This window comes from Robbsia betulipollinis (genome assembly GCF_026624755.1).
Taxonomy (GTDB): Bacteria; Pseudomonadota; Gammaproteobacteria; order Burkholderiales; family Burkholderiaceae; genus Robbsia; species Robbsia betulipollinis.
The window spans coordinates 405,764-421,722 of record NZ_JAPMXC010000001.1 but is presented as its reverse complement, the minus strand read 5'-3'; the positions used below and the strand labels follow the sequence as shown (position 1 = coordinate 421,722).

Sequence of the window (15,959 nt, the reverse complement as noted above, 5' to 3'; positions counted from 1 at the left end):
CCATGCGCATCGCGACCAGCACGCTCTACAACACCAATGTCGACACCATCGGCGGCCAGCAGGCGTCGCTCGTCGACCTGCAGGGTCAGCTTTCCACCGGCAAGCGCATCAACACGGCGGCCGACGATCCGCGCGGCGCGGCGCAGACGGTGCGCTTGAGCCAGTCGAACAACAAGCTCACGCAGTACACCGGCAATCTGTCGGCCGCGAAAACCGCGCTGCAACTGGAGGACAGCACGCTGGGCAACGTCACGACGTTGATCCAGCAGGCGCAGTCGCTGGTGGTCTCGGTCGGCAACGCCACGCTCGACTACAACGCCGGTTCGGCGCTGGCGACCAAGATCGAATCGATCCGCGACCAGATGCTCGAGGCGGCCAACGCTACCGACGGGCAGGGCAACCATGTCTTCGGCGGTTTCGAGACCGCGAGCGCGCCGTTTTCGCTCGACGCGCAGGGGCAGGGGGTCTACACCGGCAGCCCGGGGCAGCGCAGCGTGCAGGTCAGCGACGGCCGGACGATGCCGGTGGGCGACGTCGGCAGCAAGCTGTTTCAGGGGGTGTCGGCGGGTGCGGCGCGGGTCGTCGCGGCGGCGGCGGGCAACACGGGTTCGGCGGTGCATGGCGCGACATCGACGGTGGACTCGCACGATCCCGCCTTCGGCGACAGCTTCGCCATCGCCTTCAAGGTCGCCGGCAATGGCGCCACCACGTATTCGGTTCACGACACGACGTCGAACACCGAGGTGCTCAAGGATCAGCCGTACAAGGAAGGCACCGGCATCAGGTTCGCCGGCCAGAGCGTCACGGTCTCCGGCGCGCCGGCGAATGGCGACGCGATCACCGTCGGCTCCGCGCAATCGGCGGGCACGGACCTGTTCCGCACCTTGACGGATGTCGCCAACGCGGTGCGGGCCGGGCAGCCCGGCTCGGTCGGCAACGCGAAGATCACGAATGCGATGACGACCGCCGAGATCAAGCTCGGCAATTCGCTGGACAACATTCTGACCGCGCAGGCGTCGGTGGGCGCGCGCGAGCAGGAGGCGGACACGCTGAGCGGCCAGCACACCGATACCGGGTTGCGGTATCAGTCGCAATTGTCCGATATCACCGGCTCGGATTTCGTCTCGGCGTACAGCCAGTTCTCGCAGGTGCAGAACTCGCTGCAGGCGGCGGAAAAGACCTTCATGCAGGTGCAGAACCTGTCGTTGTTCGATCAGATCAAGTAAGGTCCGGGCACGTTGCCGAATCTCGCGGGACGGCCCGACGCGTGATCGAGGCAATGACGCTGTCCTGAAGCCTCGCGGCAGGCATTGCTTTGGCGATGCGCGCCGCGAGGCTTTTCGTCGTGCGGCGCCGCGCGCGCTTTCCCTGTATCAGACCAGTCTACTGTCTGTCCGAGACTGACATCCACATAATCCGTCCTCGAAACACCCGGCATGGCATGCCGAAACATTCATATGTTTTGCATACCTAAATTAAATATTTCGATTGCCGCGAAAAGGCGATGGCAGCCGAGGGGCGGGCGCATTTTCGAGGCATACGAGACAAAAGGACGTCACGGTCATGATTCGTCACAAAAATGGTATGAGGAAAGCAGTCGACGCCGCATCGCACGGACGAAAAAGCGGTGTTCCGGTCGCGCTGATGTCGTTGCTGGCGGCATCGGCGTTTGCCGCGAATCCCGCCCATGCGGCGGAGGGTCTGTCGCTGAACGACCATCTGGTCGATCGTGTGGGAAGCGCGGAGGAAGCGCAGGCGATTCTGGAAAAAATCAATGCGACCCATGCGTCCCACAGCGACGCGGACCGGCTGACCGGCGCGCTGGTCGCCGCGGAGAAGAATGCCGAGGATATCGGATTGATCGCCGCGCTCGTCAAGGAAGCCGATATCGAGAAGCGGTTCCAGGGAGTCGACGCGAGTGCGCGCGAACAAGGCGCGCAGCTTGACGGTTTGCATGCGAAGCTCGTCAATCTTCAGGAAGACACGGACTCCTTCATGAGCGATTCCATCATCCAGCACGTGCAGGGCGCCTCCAGTGCCGAAGGCGCACTCGCACTGGGCGACCGGGCGAATGCCGCCGGCGCGGGCAGCACCACGCTGGGTGTCGATGCGCACGCGAAGGCGGCGAACTCGGTGGCGCTTGGCGCGGGTTCCGTGGCGGATCGCGAGAACACCGTCTCCGTCGGCAGTCAGGACGTGCAGCGCACGGTCTCGAACGTGGCGGCCGGCGTGGCAGCCCACGATGCGGTCAACGTGCAGCAATTGAACACCCATCTCACGCAGTCGAAGCAGGAGTCCGTCGCGGCGGCCAAGCGGTATACCGATCAGCAAGTCGGCGAGATCCGCGGCGATATCGGTCAGATCCGCGGCGAGATGCGCCAGATGGACCGCGCGTTCCGCAAGGGCATCGCTTCGGTGGCCGCGTTGCAGATGACCACGCCGTATGCGCCGGGCCGTGTCGCGGTGAATGCCGGCACCGCGATGTATCGCGGTCAGGCCGCGGCCGCCGTCGGCGTGTCGTATTGGAACACGGCCGGCGACTTCAACGTCAACGCGGGTGTGTCCACGGCCGGTGGCAACAGCACCGTCGTGCGCGCGGGCGTCGGCTACCTGTTCTGATGCGCGGGTGTGTCCTCCGCGCTCCGCGGGGGACGCCAGGGCCCCGTGACGCTTGCCCCGTCACGGGGCTTTTGCCGTCGGGAAGGCGGCCATGTCAGACCGATGCCGGCGGCCGCTTGATCGCCGCGGAGGTGGCGCGGCGTGTTTTCACCACCGGTAATCCACGCCGGCGAACACTTGCCGTCCATAACCGAACGCACACCATTCACCGTAATAACACGACGCCACGTAGCGCCTGTTGAACAGGTTCTGCGCATTCACGTAGATGTCCGACCCCTTGAGTTTCGGCCAGGCGCGGCCCAGGTCGTAGCGCATCGTCGCGTCCGCCAGGAAGAAGCTCCGCACCTTGAAGCTGTTGTCGGTGCTGTACGTGGTCCCGGTGTAGCGCCCGCCCGCGCCGATCGACAAGCCCGCCAACGGCATGCCGTCGAAACGATAATTCGCCCAGACGGATGCCTGGTTCTCGGGTACGGCGGGCAGGAATTTGCCTTGCAGCCCCGTGTTGTCGCGCGTGTATCTGGTATTCGTGTACGCGTACGCGGCGGTGACGTCGAGCGCACGCGTCGGGCTTACCTTGGCGGACAACTCGACGCCGCGCGAACGGGCCTGACCCGATTGCGCCTGGTAATTCGGGTTGTTGGCGTCGGTGGTCAGCAAGTTGTTGCGCGTGAGATCGAAGAGCGCGGCGGTGAACAGGGCGCTCGTGTTCTTCGGTTGGTACTTGACGCCCACTTCGTACTGATGCGCGCGTTCCGGATCGAACGGCTTGCCGCTCGCATCGGTGCCCGCCTGCGGGACGAAGGACTGCGTGACGCTGACATACGGCGCGATGCCCGAATCGAATACATAGGTCAGCCCGGCCCGCCCGGTGAAGGCGCGATCCGACTGGTTCGACGTCGTCCCGAACGCCTCGGCGGTGGTATGGGTCGTCGCCCAATCCTCGCGGCCGCCGAGCGTCAGGAGGACCTTGCCGAAATGCATCTGGTCCTGTAGATAGACGCCATATTGCGACGCCCGAATCCGCGTCATCGCGAGGTCGGGCGGCGTGATCGCCTGCGCGTTGTCCGGTGCGAAGAGATCCAGCGATGGCGCGGTGCCAAAGCCTACGTTGTACCCGCTGCCGACATGTTGATAATCGAAGCCGGCGAGCAGGGTGTGATCGAGCGGACCGGTGGCGAAGTTGCCTTCGATCGAATTGTCGATGCTGTAGGTGTTCATCGTATCGTTCGATTCGGCGGTGCCGCGGTCGAGCGTGCGCATGTCGGCCTCCAGCCCGGAATCGTAGACGCTTTCGTACTCCTGTCCCAGATGCAGCCAGCGCGCGTTGGAGCGCACGGTCCAGGTGGGCGTCAGGCGTTTCTCGAATTGCCAGCCCAGCGATGTCTGCGTGCGTTGGAACTTCTCGAAATTGACGTCGCCGTCGTAGAAGTTGCCGGGCAGCTTGCCGAACGGATTATTGAGAACGGTGCCGTACGGCGGCACGGCGCCATACGAGGTGCTGCGCGGATCGCGCTGGTAGAGCGCGAGCAGCGTGAGCGTCGTATCGCGGTCGGGCCGCCACGTGAAGGACGGCGCGATCGCCAGGCGTTCGTTGCGGGTGGTGGCGACCTGTCCGTCCTCGGTGCGGGCGATGCCGGTAACGCGATACAGATAACGGGGATCGTCGCCGATCGGTCCCGAGAAATCGAATTTGGCTTGTTTGTGCCCGTAATTGCCGAATTCGATGCCGATCTCGTGCTGGGGTTCGACGGTGGGCAGCCGGCTTTCCTGGTTGAGGATGCCGCCCGCCGAAGCCTGCCCGTACAGGACGGAGACGGGTCCGCGCAATACCTCGATGCGCTCCATCAGATACGGGTCGATCTGCGGCGTGCCGTAATAATTGTTGGTCAACAGTTTCAGGCCGTTCCAATACGTATCCGCCGAAAAGCCGCGTACGGTCAATAGATCGTAGCGGGTGGCGATGCCGCCCCGCGTTTCGGGCGTCACGCCGGCTTCGTAGCGCACGGCCGCGTTGAGCGTCTGCGCGTTTTGCTGATCCATTTGCTCGCGCGTGACCACGGAAACGGATTGCGGTGTTTCGAGCAGCGACGTCTTTGTTTTCGTCGCGCCGAGACTGTCGCGCGCGACCACGCCCTTCACCGTTCCATAAGGCCCGCCATCGCTTTGCCCGGTCACCGTGACCGCGGACAGGGCGCCCACCGTGCTCGGCGTGCTGCTGGAGGCGCGGCTTTGCCGGGTCGACGCGGTGTCGCCGGCACGCTCGTCGGCCGACGTATCCGTAGCCGCCGCCGCGTGGGCGGGCGGACCCGCGATGAAGCTGGAAAACGTCATCACCCCCGCGGAGAGCAACGCGGCGCGAACGGTGCGCGGCCCCCGGCGAGCGCAGCGGGGCGACCGCGCGGTGGCGGCGAACGTGGCGTGCGGCGTGGTGGAAGGGAAGGGGGGATGTTATGCCATGGCGCGTTCTCTTGAGCAAACAAATGAATTCCGCTTCGGAGAAGGCCCATGCCATCGCAATACCGGAATCTCAGGCCGAATCTCAGGCCAATAAGGACTGCGAATCGATAGGGGGCGCCGGTTCGCCGAACGGGGAAACCGGGTCGATCCAGGGGAACGGAATCATGGCGGGCGGCTCGCCCGCAAGGGAGTTCCAGGCGGATCCTTCTCCAGACGCTGTAATTTTATAATACGAATGGTAACGATTCGTATTTATACAGTAATTCAATTGTAATGACCAGCGCTTCCGGCTGCATGCTCGACCCGGAAGCGCTCCGCTGCATGGCAGTGCGCTACACCGCGATCATGTCCCGCACCCCATTCGCGGCCATGTCCCCGCCCGCGCCCCGTGCGACGATCTCGCCGCGCTGCATCACCCAGTAGTGATCCGCCAATGCCTGGGCGAACTCGTAGTACTGCTCGACCAGCAGTATCGTCATGCCGAATTCGTCGACCAGACGCCGCAGGGTACGGCCGATCTCGGTGATGATCGACGGCTGGATGCCTTCGGTCGGTTCGTCGAGGATGAGCAGTCGCGGCTCGCCCATCAGCGCGCGGCCGATCGCCAGCTGCTGTTGCTGGCCGCCGGAGAGATCGCCGCCGCGCCGGTGCTTCATGTCGGCGAGCACGGGGAACAGCGCATAGATGCGCTCCGGTACCGCGGCGGGGATCTTGCGCGATGCCGCGCCGATCAGCAGGTTTTCCTCCACCGTGAGCCGCGGGAAAATATCGCGCCCCTGCGGCACGTAGCCCAGGCCGCGCGCGACCCGCGCCGGAGTGGACAGGCGCTCGAGCGATGCGCCGCGCCAGCGGATCGTACCGGTGCGTACCGGCGTCACGCCCATCAGGCAGCGCAGCAGGGTCGACTTGCCCACGCCGTTGCGCCCGAGCAGGACGGTGAGCCGGCCTTCCGGCACCGTCATCGCGACGTCGCGCAGGATGTGGCTGCCGCCGTAATATTGGTTCAGCGATTCGACTTCGAGCATGCTGTTTTCTCTTGTTTGCCGGACGCCATGCGTGACTTCAACGCCCGAGATACGATTCGATCACGCGTTCGTCGCGCTTCACCTGGTCCAGCGTGCCTTCGGCGAGCACGGCGCCTTCGGCCATGACGGTGACCCGGCCGGTCTCGCCCGCCAGCGCGGCGACGAAATCCATGTCGTGCTCGACCACCATCATCGAGCACTGGCCGCGCAGGCTGTTGAGCAGGCGCGCGAGTTCCATCGTTTCGTCGTCGGTGATGCCGGCGGCGGGTTCGTCGAGCAGCAGCAGTTGCGGCTGCTGCATGAGCAGCATGCCGATCTCCAGCCGTTGTTTCTGACCGTGCGAGAGCTCGCCCGCGAGACGGTAGGCGGCGTCCTCCAGACGGATGGTTTCCAGCACCTCCTCGATGCGCGCCTGCGCCGGGGCGTCGAGCCGGGCCCGCAGCGCGGCGAACCAGCGTTTGTCCGATTTCATCGCCAGTTCCAGATTCTCCCAGACCGGATGCTGCTCGAAGACGGTGGGTTTCTGGAATTTGCGGCCGACGCCGGCGCGCGCGATCGCCGCTTCGTCGAGCCGGCGCAGGTCGAGCGTCTGGCCGAGGAATACCTTGCCGGACTGCGCGCGGGTCTTGCCGGTGATGACGTCCATCATCGTCGTCTTGCCCGCGCCGTTGGGGCCGATCATGCAACGCAGTTCGCCCGCGTCGATCGACAGCGACAAGGCGTTGAGCGCGCGAAAGCCGTCGAAGCTGACGGTGACGTCTTCGAGATAGAGGATCGGACCGTGCGAAACGTCGATGGCGTCGGGACGCACCACATGCCCGAGTCCCGACGTCAAATGCTGGCCGGCGCCGCTGGCGACGCCAGGCGCGGGGGAGGCGGCCCCGGCGGCCGCGGCCCGGGGGGATTTCAGCGGATTCATGAGGTCCTCCGGCGACGCCGCGCGAGCAGGCCGACGATGCCTTGCGGCAGCAACAGGGGCACGACGACGAAGATCGCGCCGAGAAAGAACAGCCAGTACTCGGGGAAATAGTTCGTGAAGACGCTCTTCGCGCCGTTCACCGCGAGCGCGCCGACGATCGGGCCGATCAGCGTACCGCGGCCGCCCACGGCCACCCAGATCGCCATCTCGATCGAGTTGCCGGGCGACATCTCGCTGGGGTTGATGATGCCGACCTGCGGCACGTACAGCGCGCCGGCGATGCCGCACAGCACCGCCGACACCGTCCAGACGAAGAGCTTATAGCCGAGCGGGCTGTAGCCCAGGAACATGAGGCGCGACTCGCCGTCGCGAATCGCGGTGACCACGCGTCCCAGGCGCGAGGTGACGATCACGCGCAACAGCAGGAAGGCGAGCACCAGCACCGCGAAGGTCAGCACGAAGAGGGTGACGCGCGTCTGGTCGCTGGCGATCGGAAACCCCGCGATGCGCTTGAAGTCGGTGAAACCATTGTTGCCGCCGAAGCCGGTCTCGTTGCGGAAGAACAGCAGCATCGCCGCGTACGTCAGCGCCTGCGTGATGATCGACAGGTACACGCCCTTGACCCGCGAGCGGAACGTGAAGAAGCCGAACACCCAGGCGATCACCGCTGGTGCCACGATCATCACCACGAGCGCGAACAACAGATGCTGGGTGCCGGTCCAGTACCAGGGCAGCGTGTGCCAGTCGAGAAACACCATGAAATCGGGCAGGTCGCTGCCGTACTTGCCCTCGTGCCCGATCTGGCGCATCAGGTACATGCCGATCGCGTAGCCGCCCAGGGCGAAGAACAGCCCGTGGCCGAGGCTGAGGATGCCGCAGTAGCCCCAGACCAGATCCAGCGCAAGCGCGGCGATCGCATAGCACATCAGCTTGCCGGCCAGCGTGATCGCATAGATCGACAGATGCCAGGTGCTGTCGGCGGGAAGCGCCAGCGCGCTCAGCGGCACCAGTACGCCGATGATGACGATCAGCGCGAGCAGACCGACCCAGGCGCGCGGCGACAGAAGCGCCGGCCGGGGCGGCAGGCCGAGCCGGAAGCGCCCGGCGGCCGCGCCCGGCGCGCGGGCGGCGTGCGGGACGCCCGGACCGGGAAGGGGAGGAATCGAGGAAAGTGACATTCAGTGCTCCGCGCTGCGGCCCTTCAGGGCGAACAGCCCCTGGGGACGTTTCTGGATGAAGAGGACGACGAGCAGCAGCACGACGATCTTCGCGAGCACGGCGCCCCAGAAGGGTTCGATCGCCTTGCTGATCACGCCCAGGCCGAACGCGCCGATCACGGTGCCGGCGAGCTGCCCAACGCCGCCCAGCACCACGGACATGAAGGAGTCGATGATGTAGCTCTGCCCGAGGTCCGGGCCGACGTTGCCGATCTGCGCGAGCGCGCAGCCGCCCAGCCCGGCGATGCCGGCGCCGAAGGCGAACGCATAGCTGTCCACGCGCCCGGTGCGTACCCCCACGCAGGCCGCCATCCGGCGGTTCTGCGTGACCGCGCGGATGAACAGGCCCAGGCGGGTGCGGTTCAGCACGCCCCAGGCGAGCACGATCACGGCGACGGAAAAGGCCAGGATGGACAGCCGGTTGTACGGCAGCGTCAAGCCGGGCAGGACGGCGATGCCGCCGCTCATCCACGACGGGTTCTCGACCTGCACGTTCTGCGCGCCGAACAGCATGCGCGTCGCCTGGATCAACAGCAGGCTCACGCCGAAGGTGGTCAGCAGCGTTTCCAGCGGGCGGCCGTACAGATGGCGGATGATCAGGCGTTCGATGACGATGCCCACCAGCGCGGCGGCCAGGAAGGCGGCGGGGATGGCCGCGAGCGGATACCAGTCGAAGGCGCCCGGCAGATGTTGGCGAAACAGGTTCTGCACGATCCAGGTCGCGTAGGCGCCGATCATCAGGAATTCGCCGTGCGCCATGTTGATCACGCCGATCAGCCCATAGGTGATGGCCAGCCCGAGCGCGGCGAGCAGCAGCACGCTGCCCAGGCTCAGCCCGGCGAACAGCGTGCCGACGATTTCGTTGCGGCGTTGTATCGCGGCGAGCGCCTGGATGCCTTGCGCGGCGGCGGCGCGCACGCGGGGGTCGGTGTCGGCGTAGACGCCGCTGGCATCGCGCAGCGTCAGGGGCCGCAGCAGTTCGAGACTGCTGATGCGCCCGGTGGCGGTGATCAGCCCGACCGCCTTGAGGCGGCGCGCCGGATCGGCGTCGTGCAACGCGGTCAGCGCCCACAAGGTTTCCAGGCGCGCGCGCAGTGCGGGATCCTTTTCGCGGGCCAGCGCCGTGTCGATCCGGGGGGCGGCGGCGGGATCGGGGCTGCGCAGCAGCGCGTCGATGGCGGCGCCGCGCACGGTCTTGTCGGGAGAGTCGATGCCGTTCGCGGAGGCGGCCGCGGCCACCTGCCGCCGCAGCACGTTCGACAGGGTCAGCGGCTGGGCCTGCGCGGCGACATCGGCGGCCACGGGCCGATCGTTCAGCGCGTCGTGGTAGGTGTCGCCATGGGCGATGAGGACGACGCCGGCGCTGGTGCCGGTACTGGCGACCGAAACGGTGTCGTCGGCGAGCGCCTGCAGCAGCCGCGCGGCGGCCGTGTCGCCGGTGGCGGCCTGGGCGGCGATCGTCTGGATCGCCTGCGCTTTCGCGTCGAAATCGTCGCTGGCGAGCGGGGCGAGGTCGGCGCGGGTCAACGCCTGCGCGGCGCGCGTGCCGCCGCACAGCAGAACGGCGCTCAGCAGCAGGATGGGTAGAAAAAGCGGCGACTTCATGGGCGGTTCTCCGCGAGGGTCAGGGGCAAACACGCCGGGATGCGCCGCGGCGAAACGCACCGCGGCGACGCACGCCGCCACGGGAGAGGCGATGGCGCGCGGATCTGGCTGACGCGAGACGCGACGCCGCCCGCACGAAACGCGGCGGCGTCACCCGCGTCAGACGAAGCGGCGCAGCAGATCGGCGACCGGCGTGGCCTGGGCGACCACATCCGGCTTGTGCTCGTTGCCCGGGATATACGGGCTCCAGGGCTGCGCGCGGATCGTCGTCTTGGTGCGCCAGACGACGTTGAACTGCCCGTCCGCGCGGACCTCGCCGATCATCACCGGCTTGTGCAGATGGTGATTGCCGTCCATTTCCAGCGTGAAGCCCGAGGGCGCGGCGAACGTCTGGCCGATCATCGCCGGGCGCACCTTGTCGACCGAGGTGCTGCGCGCCTTCTCCACCGCCTGCTTCCACATATGGATGCCGACATAGGTGGCTTCCATCGGGTCGTTCGTCACGCGCTTCGTGCCGCCCGGCAGATTGTTTTTCTGCACCCACGCCGCCCACTGCTTCTTGAACTTGTCGTTGGTCGGGTTTTTCAGCGACATGAAGTAGTTCCACGCGGCGAGGTTGCCCACCAGCGGGCGCGTGTCGATGCCGCGCAGTTCCTCCTCGCCCACCGAGAAGGCCACCACCGGCACGTCCGTCGCCTTCAGGCCCTGGTTGCCCAGTTCCTTGTAAAAGGGCACGTTCGAATCGCCGTTCACGGTCGAGATCACGCAGGTCTTGCCGCCCTGCGCGAAGGTCTTGATGTTGGCGACGATGGTCTGGTAGTCGCTATGCCCGAACGGCGTGTAGACCTCCTGGATGTCGCTGTCCTGCACGCCCTTCGAATGCAGGAAGGAACGCAGGATCTTGTTCGTCGTGCGCGGGTAGACGTAATCGGTACCCAGCAGGAAGAACCGCTTCGCACCGCCGCCTTCCGCGCTCATCAGGTATTCGGTCGCCGGCAAGGCCTGCTGGTTCGGCGCCGCGCCCGTGTAGAACACGTTGCGCGACATTTCCTCGCCTTCGTACTGCACGGGATAGAACAGCAGGCCGTTCAGTTCCTCGAACACCGGCAGCACCGATTTGCGCGACACCGACGTCCAGCAGCCGAAGGTCACCGCGCACTTGTCCTGCGAGATCAGCTGGCGCGCCTTTTCCGCGAACAGCGGCCAGTTCGACGCCGGGTCGACGACCACCGGCTGCAGCTGGCGCCCAAGCACGCCGCCGCTCTTGTTGATCTCGTCGATCGTCATCAGGGCGACGTCCTTGAGCGACGTCTCGGAAATCGCCATCGTGCCCGACAGCGAGTGCAGGACGCCGACCTTGATCGGTCCCGTGTCCGCCCCCTGCGCGAGCGCCGCCGGAATCCTGCCCGCCACGCTCGCGGCCCCCGCCGCCGTTGCCATCTTCAAAAACGCGCGCTTGTCCATAGTTGTCCTTATTGCCCATCCAAGTGGTTGATCGTTTCGGTCGAAAACGAGGGTCGTGCCGCCTCCTGCGGGCCGCTGCCGCCGGCCCCTCCTGCGTGCTGCCTGCTGCGGTGCTGCGTCAGTCGTGCCGGTTCTGGTCTCCTTTCGCATCGGCGTAACGGTCGCGGGCCATCTGCAAGGTGTACAGCGTGATGCGCTTGACTTCGGCCTGGCTCCGGGCGATGTGCTCGCAGATCAACGCCTGCGCGGTGGCCGCGTCGTCATGCCCGATCGCGTCGAGAATCGCCGCATGTTCGCGATAGGTTGCGTCGATGCGCAACGGCTTGGTGAAATCCAGGCGCCGGATGATGCGGATACGCTCGGTGACCTCCTGATGGATGCGCATCATTTCGTTGTTGCCGACCGCGGCGATCAGGCTGGCGTGGAACGCCTCGTCGAGCGCGGCCACCCGATGCGTCCGGCCCGCCCGCGCGTCGTCCGCGTCCGCGTCCGCGGCGCAGGCGTGCGGCGGCGCCGACCAGATCGCGCGCACCGCGTCGAGCCGCGGACTCAGCCCGTCGGCGACGATCCGGCGAATCGCCGAGGTTTCCATCATGACGCGCACCTCGTACAGGTCCTCGAAGAATTTGAAGTCGAATTCCCGCACCTGCCAGCCGCTGCGGAAGTTCACGTCGACGTAGCCTTCGCGCTGCAGCCAGAACAGGGCCTGGCGCACCGGCGTGCGGCTGACCTGCATCCGCGCGGCGATGTCGCCCTCGCTGAAGCGGTCGCCCGGCAGCAGCCGGAAGTCGAAGATGTCGGCCTTCAACTGCGCGTAGATCTGCGCCGCGAGATTGTTCGCGCTGCGCGACGCACGCGCCGGCTGCTGGATGCCGAGTCGGGCGATGTCGCTCATGCGCGCGCCGGATCGATACCCGGAACCGCGTCGGCCGCGAGCGGGCGCAGGGACACCAGGGGCTCGCCGACGTTGACGGTCGTGCCTTGCCGGCAATGCACCGCGCCCACCACGCCGTCGCGCGGCGCGACGATGGGAAACTCCATCTTCATCGCCTCGACGATCAATAGCGTGTCGCCGCTCTTTACCTGCGCGCCGGCATCGACCAGCAGCTTCCAGACATTGCCCGCGATGTCGGAGGCGACGGGGTCGCCGTCGGCGCCGTCCGCCGCCTGCTTGCCCGCGCCATCCGCCGATGCCGCACCGGCGCCCGGGGCGGATGCCGAGGCGGCCTCGGCATCCGCCTCGGCCGCCCAGTGCGCGACCTCGACCGCATAGGCCGCCGCCTGCCTGGCGCGAAACTCCGCCATGTCCGGCGCGATGCGCGCCAGGAACGCGTTGTACTCGCCGAGATCGAAAATCTCCTCCTCGATGCGCACGGTCGCGCGGCCGGCGCGGAAATCGTCGCGCAGCCGATCGAGTTCCGCCTCGGTGACCGAGTAGAAGCGCACCTGGTCGAAGAAGCGCAGCAGCCAGGGTTTGCCGTCGACGAAAGCCGCGTTCTTCAGGAACTTGTTCCAGATCGGCACCGTGCGGCCGACCAGTTGATAGCCGCCGGGCGAATCCATGCCGTAGATGCACATGTAGACGCCGCCGATACCCACCGTGCCCTCGGCGGTGTAGGTGCGCGCCGGGTTGTATTTGGACGTCAGCAGCCGGTGCCGGGGATCGACGGGCACGGCGCACGGCGCACCCAGATAGACGTCGCCCAGCCCCAGCACCATGTAGCTCGTCTCGAAGATCGTGTCGCGCACCACATCGTTCGAATCGAGACCGTTGATGCGGCGGATGAATTCGGTGTTGCGCGGCAGCCAGGGCGCGGTATCGCGCACCGATTGACGGTAACGGGCGACCGCGTCGAGCGTCGCCGAATCTTCGTAGGCCATCGGCAGATGCACGACGCGGCTCGGCACGCGCATCGTTTCGATGCCGCTCAGCGCGGCGTCGGCGTGCGCCAGCGCCTCCACCAGCGCCCGCTGCGCGATGATCCGGCTGTCGTAGCGCACCTGCACCGAGCGCACGCCCGGCGACAGCTCCAGCACGCCTTCGATGCGGGCGGCCTGCAGCGCTTCCATCAATGCGTGGATGCGAAAGCGCAGGTTCAGGTCGAGGATGTTCTCGCCGTATTCCACCAGGATGTATTTGTCGCCCGCCTGGCGGAACACCGCCTTGGGCCGCGCGGCGGTGGCATCGAACCGGTGCAGGATCGGCGTGCCGCGCACCGTGTCCGCATGGCTCGGGACGCCGGCCGTCGGGCTGGCGATCGTCGTCACCGGCGTGGTCAGCACCGCCACCACTTCGGCGGGCGCGTCGTCCCATTGTTCGATCCACGCGTCCTGTGCTTTTTCGAGGACGAGCGCCTGTGCGAAATCGATGCACCGGAAGCGGATGCGGTCGCCCGGGCGGACCTGGCCGACTTTCCAGAGTTCGGCCTTGGCGATCGTCGCCGCGCAGACGAAGCCGCCCAGGCTCGGGCCGTCGCGCGTCAGGATCACGGGCATGTCGCCGGTGAAGTTGATGCTGCCGATCGCGTATTCGCAGTCGTGGATGTTCGACGGGTGCAGGCCCGCTTCGCCGCCGTCGGAGCGGGCCCACTCGGGCTTCGGGCCGTTGAGGCGGATGCCCAGGCGGTTGGAGTTGTAGTGGACTTCCCACGCGGTCGAGAAAAACAGATCGATCGAGGCGGGCGTGAAGAAGTCGGGTGCGCCGTGCGGGCCGTACAGCACGCCGATGTCCCATTCGCGGCCATAGGCCGGGATCATCGCGTGCGGCAGGGCGGCCGGGACGCAGACGGCGGGGGTCGGCATGCTTGCGGGCGCGTCCGCCGACGCCAGCGTCGACGGTGCGACCGTCAGCAGATCGCGTGCGCGCAGCGTGCGGCCCGCATGGCCGCCGAACTGGCCGAGCGCGAAGGTGGCGCGGCTGCCGAGATAGAGCGGCAGGTCGAATCCATGCCGCACGGCGAGATAGGTACGGCAGCCGTTGGTGGTCTTGCCCAGGCGCAGCGTCTGCCCGGCGCGCACCGGCAGCGGCGTCCAGAACGCGGCCGGCGCGCCGTCGAGCGTGGCATCCGAGGCCGCGCCGGTCAACGCCACCACCGCGTCGCAGTGAAAACGCAGCGTCGGACCGAGCACCGTGGCCTCGATGCCGGCGGCGTCGGCGGGGTTGCCGACGATGCGGTTGCCCAGCCGGAAGGCCCAGTCGTCCATCGGCCCCGATGGCGGCACGCCGATGTCCCAGTAGCCGACGCGTCCCGGATAATCCTGGACCGTCGAGTAGGTGCCGCCTTCGACGATCTCGATCACGTTCGGGCGGTAGACGAAGCCGTCCAGCGCCTTGGTCGACACCTGGCCGCTCTGGAACGCCTCGCCGGCCACCACTTGCCGCAGGTAGTCGAGATTCGTCGCGATGCCGGACAACCGCGTCTGCGCCAGCGCGCGGGTCATCGCCGCGATCGCCGCGTCGCGGTCCGCGGCGTGCACGATCAGCTTGGCGAGCATCGGGTCGTAGTTCGGCGAGACCTCGGTGCCGGTCTCGATCCAGCCGTCGACGCGCACGTCGTCGGGGAAGGCGACTTCGGTGAGCGTGCCGGGACTGGGCGCGAACTGGTGCAGCGGGTCCTCGGCGTAGAGGCGCACCTCGATCGCCGCGCCTTGCGAGACGATGCCGGCGTCTTCCTGCGCCAGGCAGGCCGGCGGCTCGCCCGCGGCGGTGCGCACCATCCATTCGACCAGATCGATGCCGGTCACGGCCTCGGTGATCGCGTGCTCGACCTGAAGACGGGCGTTGACCTCGAGGAAATAGAAGGCGTCCTGCGCGGCGTCGTAGATGAATTCCACGGTGCCGGCCGAACGGTAGGACACCGAGCGGCCCAGTTCACGGGCGGCCGCCAGCAGACGTGTCCGCGTGGCGGCGGGCAGATGCGGTGCGGGTGTTTCCTCGACGACTTTCTGGTTGCGGCGCTGCAGCGAGCAGTCGCGCTCGCCCAGCGCGACGACGCCGCCCTGGCCGTTGCCGAAGATCTGCACCTCGACGTGGCGGGCGTCGGCGACGAAGCGCTCGACGAAGACGCCTGCGTTCGCGAAAAAGGCCTGCCCCAGGCGTTGTACCGATTCGAACGCGGCGCGCAGTTCGGCGGCGTCGTTGCAGCGCGTGAGGCCGATGCCGCCGCCGCCCGCGGTGCTTTTGAGCATGACGGGATAACCGATGCCGGCGGCGGCGGCGAGCGCCGCGTCGGCATCGCTCAGGAGTCCTGAGCCGGGCGTGAGCGGTACCCCGGCCGCCGCGGCGAGTTCGCGTGCCGCGTGTTTCAGGCCGAACTGATCCATCTGCTCCGGCGTCGGGCCGATGAAGGCCAGCCCGGCAGCCTCGCAGCGCCGCGCGAAATCGGCATTCTCCGACAGAAAGCCATAGCCGGGGATGATCGCCTGCGCGCCGCTTTCGCGGGCCGCGGCGATGATCGCGTCGGCGCGCAGATAACTGTCCGCGGCGGATTGCCCGCCCAGACCGATGGCGACATCGGCGGCGCGCACGTGCGGGCTGTTGCGGTCGGCATCGGAATACACCGCGACGCAGCGGATGCCGAGTCGTTTGAGGGTGCGAGCGATGCGGCAGGCGATTTCGCCGCGGTTGGCGATCAGGACGGTATCGAACATGGC

10 protein-coding genes are annotated in these 15,959 nt (G+C 67.1%); 2 read left to right on the top strand and 8 right to left on the bottom strand.

What is annotated here, in order from left to right; all coding sequences use genetic code 11:
• Positions 1-2 precede the first annotated feature (2 nt).
• Together flgL and OVY01_RS01850 are read left to right on the top strand one after the other, a co-directional pair.
• The gene (gene flgL, locus OVY01_RS01855; protein WP_267845209.1) at positions 3-1,226 is read left to right on the top strand and encodes a flagellar hook-associated protein FlgL; all 1,224 of its coding nucleotides are present in this window, start codon (positions 3-5) and stop codon (positions 1,224-1,226) included.
• 358 nt (positions 1,227-1,584) lie between these two features.
• Positions 1,585-2,619, top strand: a complete 1,035-nt coding sequence (locus OVY01_RS01850; protein WP_267845208.1) for a YadA family autotransporter adhesin — start codon at positions 1,585-1,587, stop codon at positions 2,617-2,619.
• 147 nt (positions 2,620-2,766) lie between these two features.
• Here OVY01_RS01850 and OVY01_RS01845 read toward each other — a convergent pair whose 3' ends face one another.
• The 8 genes from OVY01_RS01845 to uca all read right to left on the bottom strand — a co-directional run bounded on the left by OVY01_RS01845 (position 2,767) and on the right by uca (position 15,956).
• Entirely contained in the window at positions 2,767-4,950 is a 2,184-nt protein-coding gene (locus OVY01_RS01845; protein ID WP_267845207.1) for a TonB-dependent siderophore receptor, read from the bottom strand.
• A gap of 458 nt (positions 4,951-5,408) precedes the next feature.
• Positions 5,409-6,101 carry an urea ABC transporter ATP-binding subunit UrtE gene (gene urtE / locus OVY01_RS01840; protein WP_267845205.1) on the bottom strand — a complete coding sequence of 231 codons (693 nt, stop codon included), beginning with the start codon at positions 6,099-6,101 and terminating at the stop codon, positions 5,409-5,411.
• Positions 6,102-6,138: 37 nt separating this feature from the next.
• On the bottom strand, positions 6,139-7,020 hold the full coding sequence (urtD, locus tag OVY01_RS01835) for an urea ABC transporter ATP-binding protein UrtD (RefSeq protein ID WP_267845203.1): 882 nt from the start codon (positions 7,018-7,020) through the stop codon (positions 6,139-6,141).
• Complete coding sequence (gene urtC / locus OVY01_RS01830) at positions 7,017-8,198, bottom strand: urea ABC transporter permease subunit UrtC (RefSeq protein ID WP_267845201.1); 1,182 nt, start codon at positions 8,196-8,198, stop codon at positions 7,017-7,019. The genes urtD and urtC overlap by 4 nt, the downstream gene beginning before the upstream one ends.
• Positions 8,199-9,842 (bottom strand): urea ABC transporter permease subunit UrtB, encoded by a 1,644-nt coding sequence (gene urtB, locus OVY01_RS01825; protein WP_267845200.1) that lies wholly within the window; start codon positions 9,840-9,842, stop codon positions 8,199-8,201.
• 159 nt (positions 9,843-10,001) lie between these two features.
• Positions 10,002-11,306 carry an urea ABC transporter substrate-binding protein gene (gene urtA / locus OVY01_RS01820; RefSeq protein WP_267845198.1) on the bottom strand — a complete coding sequence of 435 codons (1,305 nt, stop codon included), beginning with the start codon at positions 11,304-11,306 and terminating at the stop codon, positions 10,002-10,004.
• Between the two features lie 118 nt (positions 11,307-11,424).
• Complete coding sequence (locus tag OVY01_RS01815; protein ID WP_267845196.1) at positions 11,425-12,201, bottom strand: GntR family transcriptional regulator; 777 nt, start codon at positions 12,199-12,201, stop codon at positions 11,425-11,427.
• Complete coding sequence (gene uca / locus OVY01_RS01810; protein ID WP_267845194.1) at positions 12,198-15,956, bottom strand: urea carboxylase; 3,759 nt, start codon at positions 15,954-15,956, stop codon at positions 12,198-12,200. The genes OVY01_RS01815 and uca overlap by 4 nt, the downstream gene beginning before the upstream one ends.
• Between the last annotated feature and the right edge of the window lie 3 nt (positions 15,957-15,959).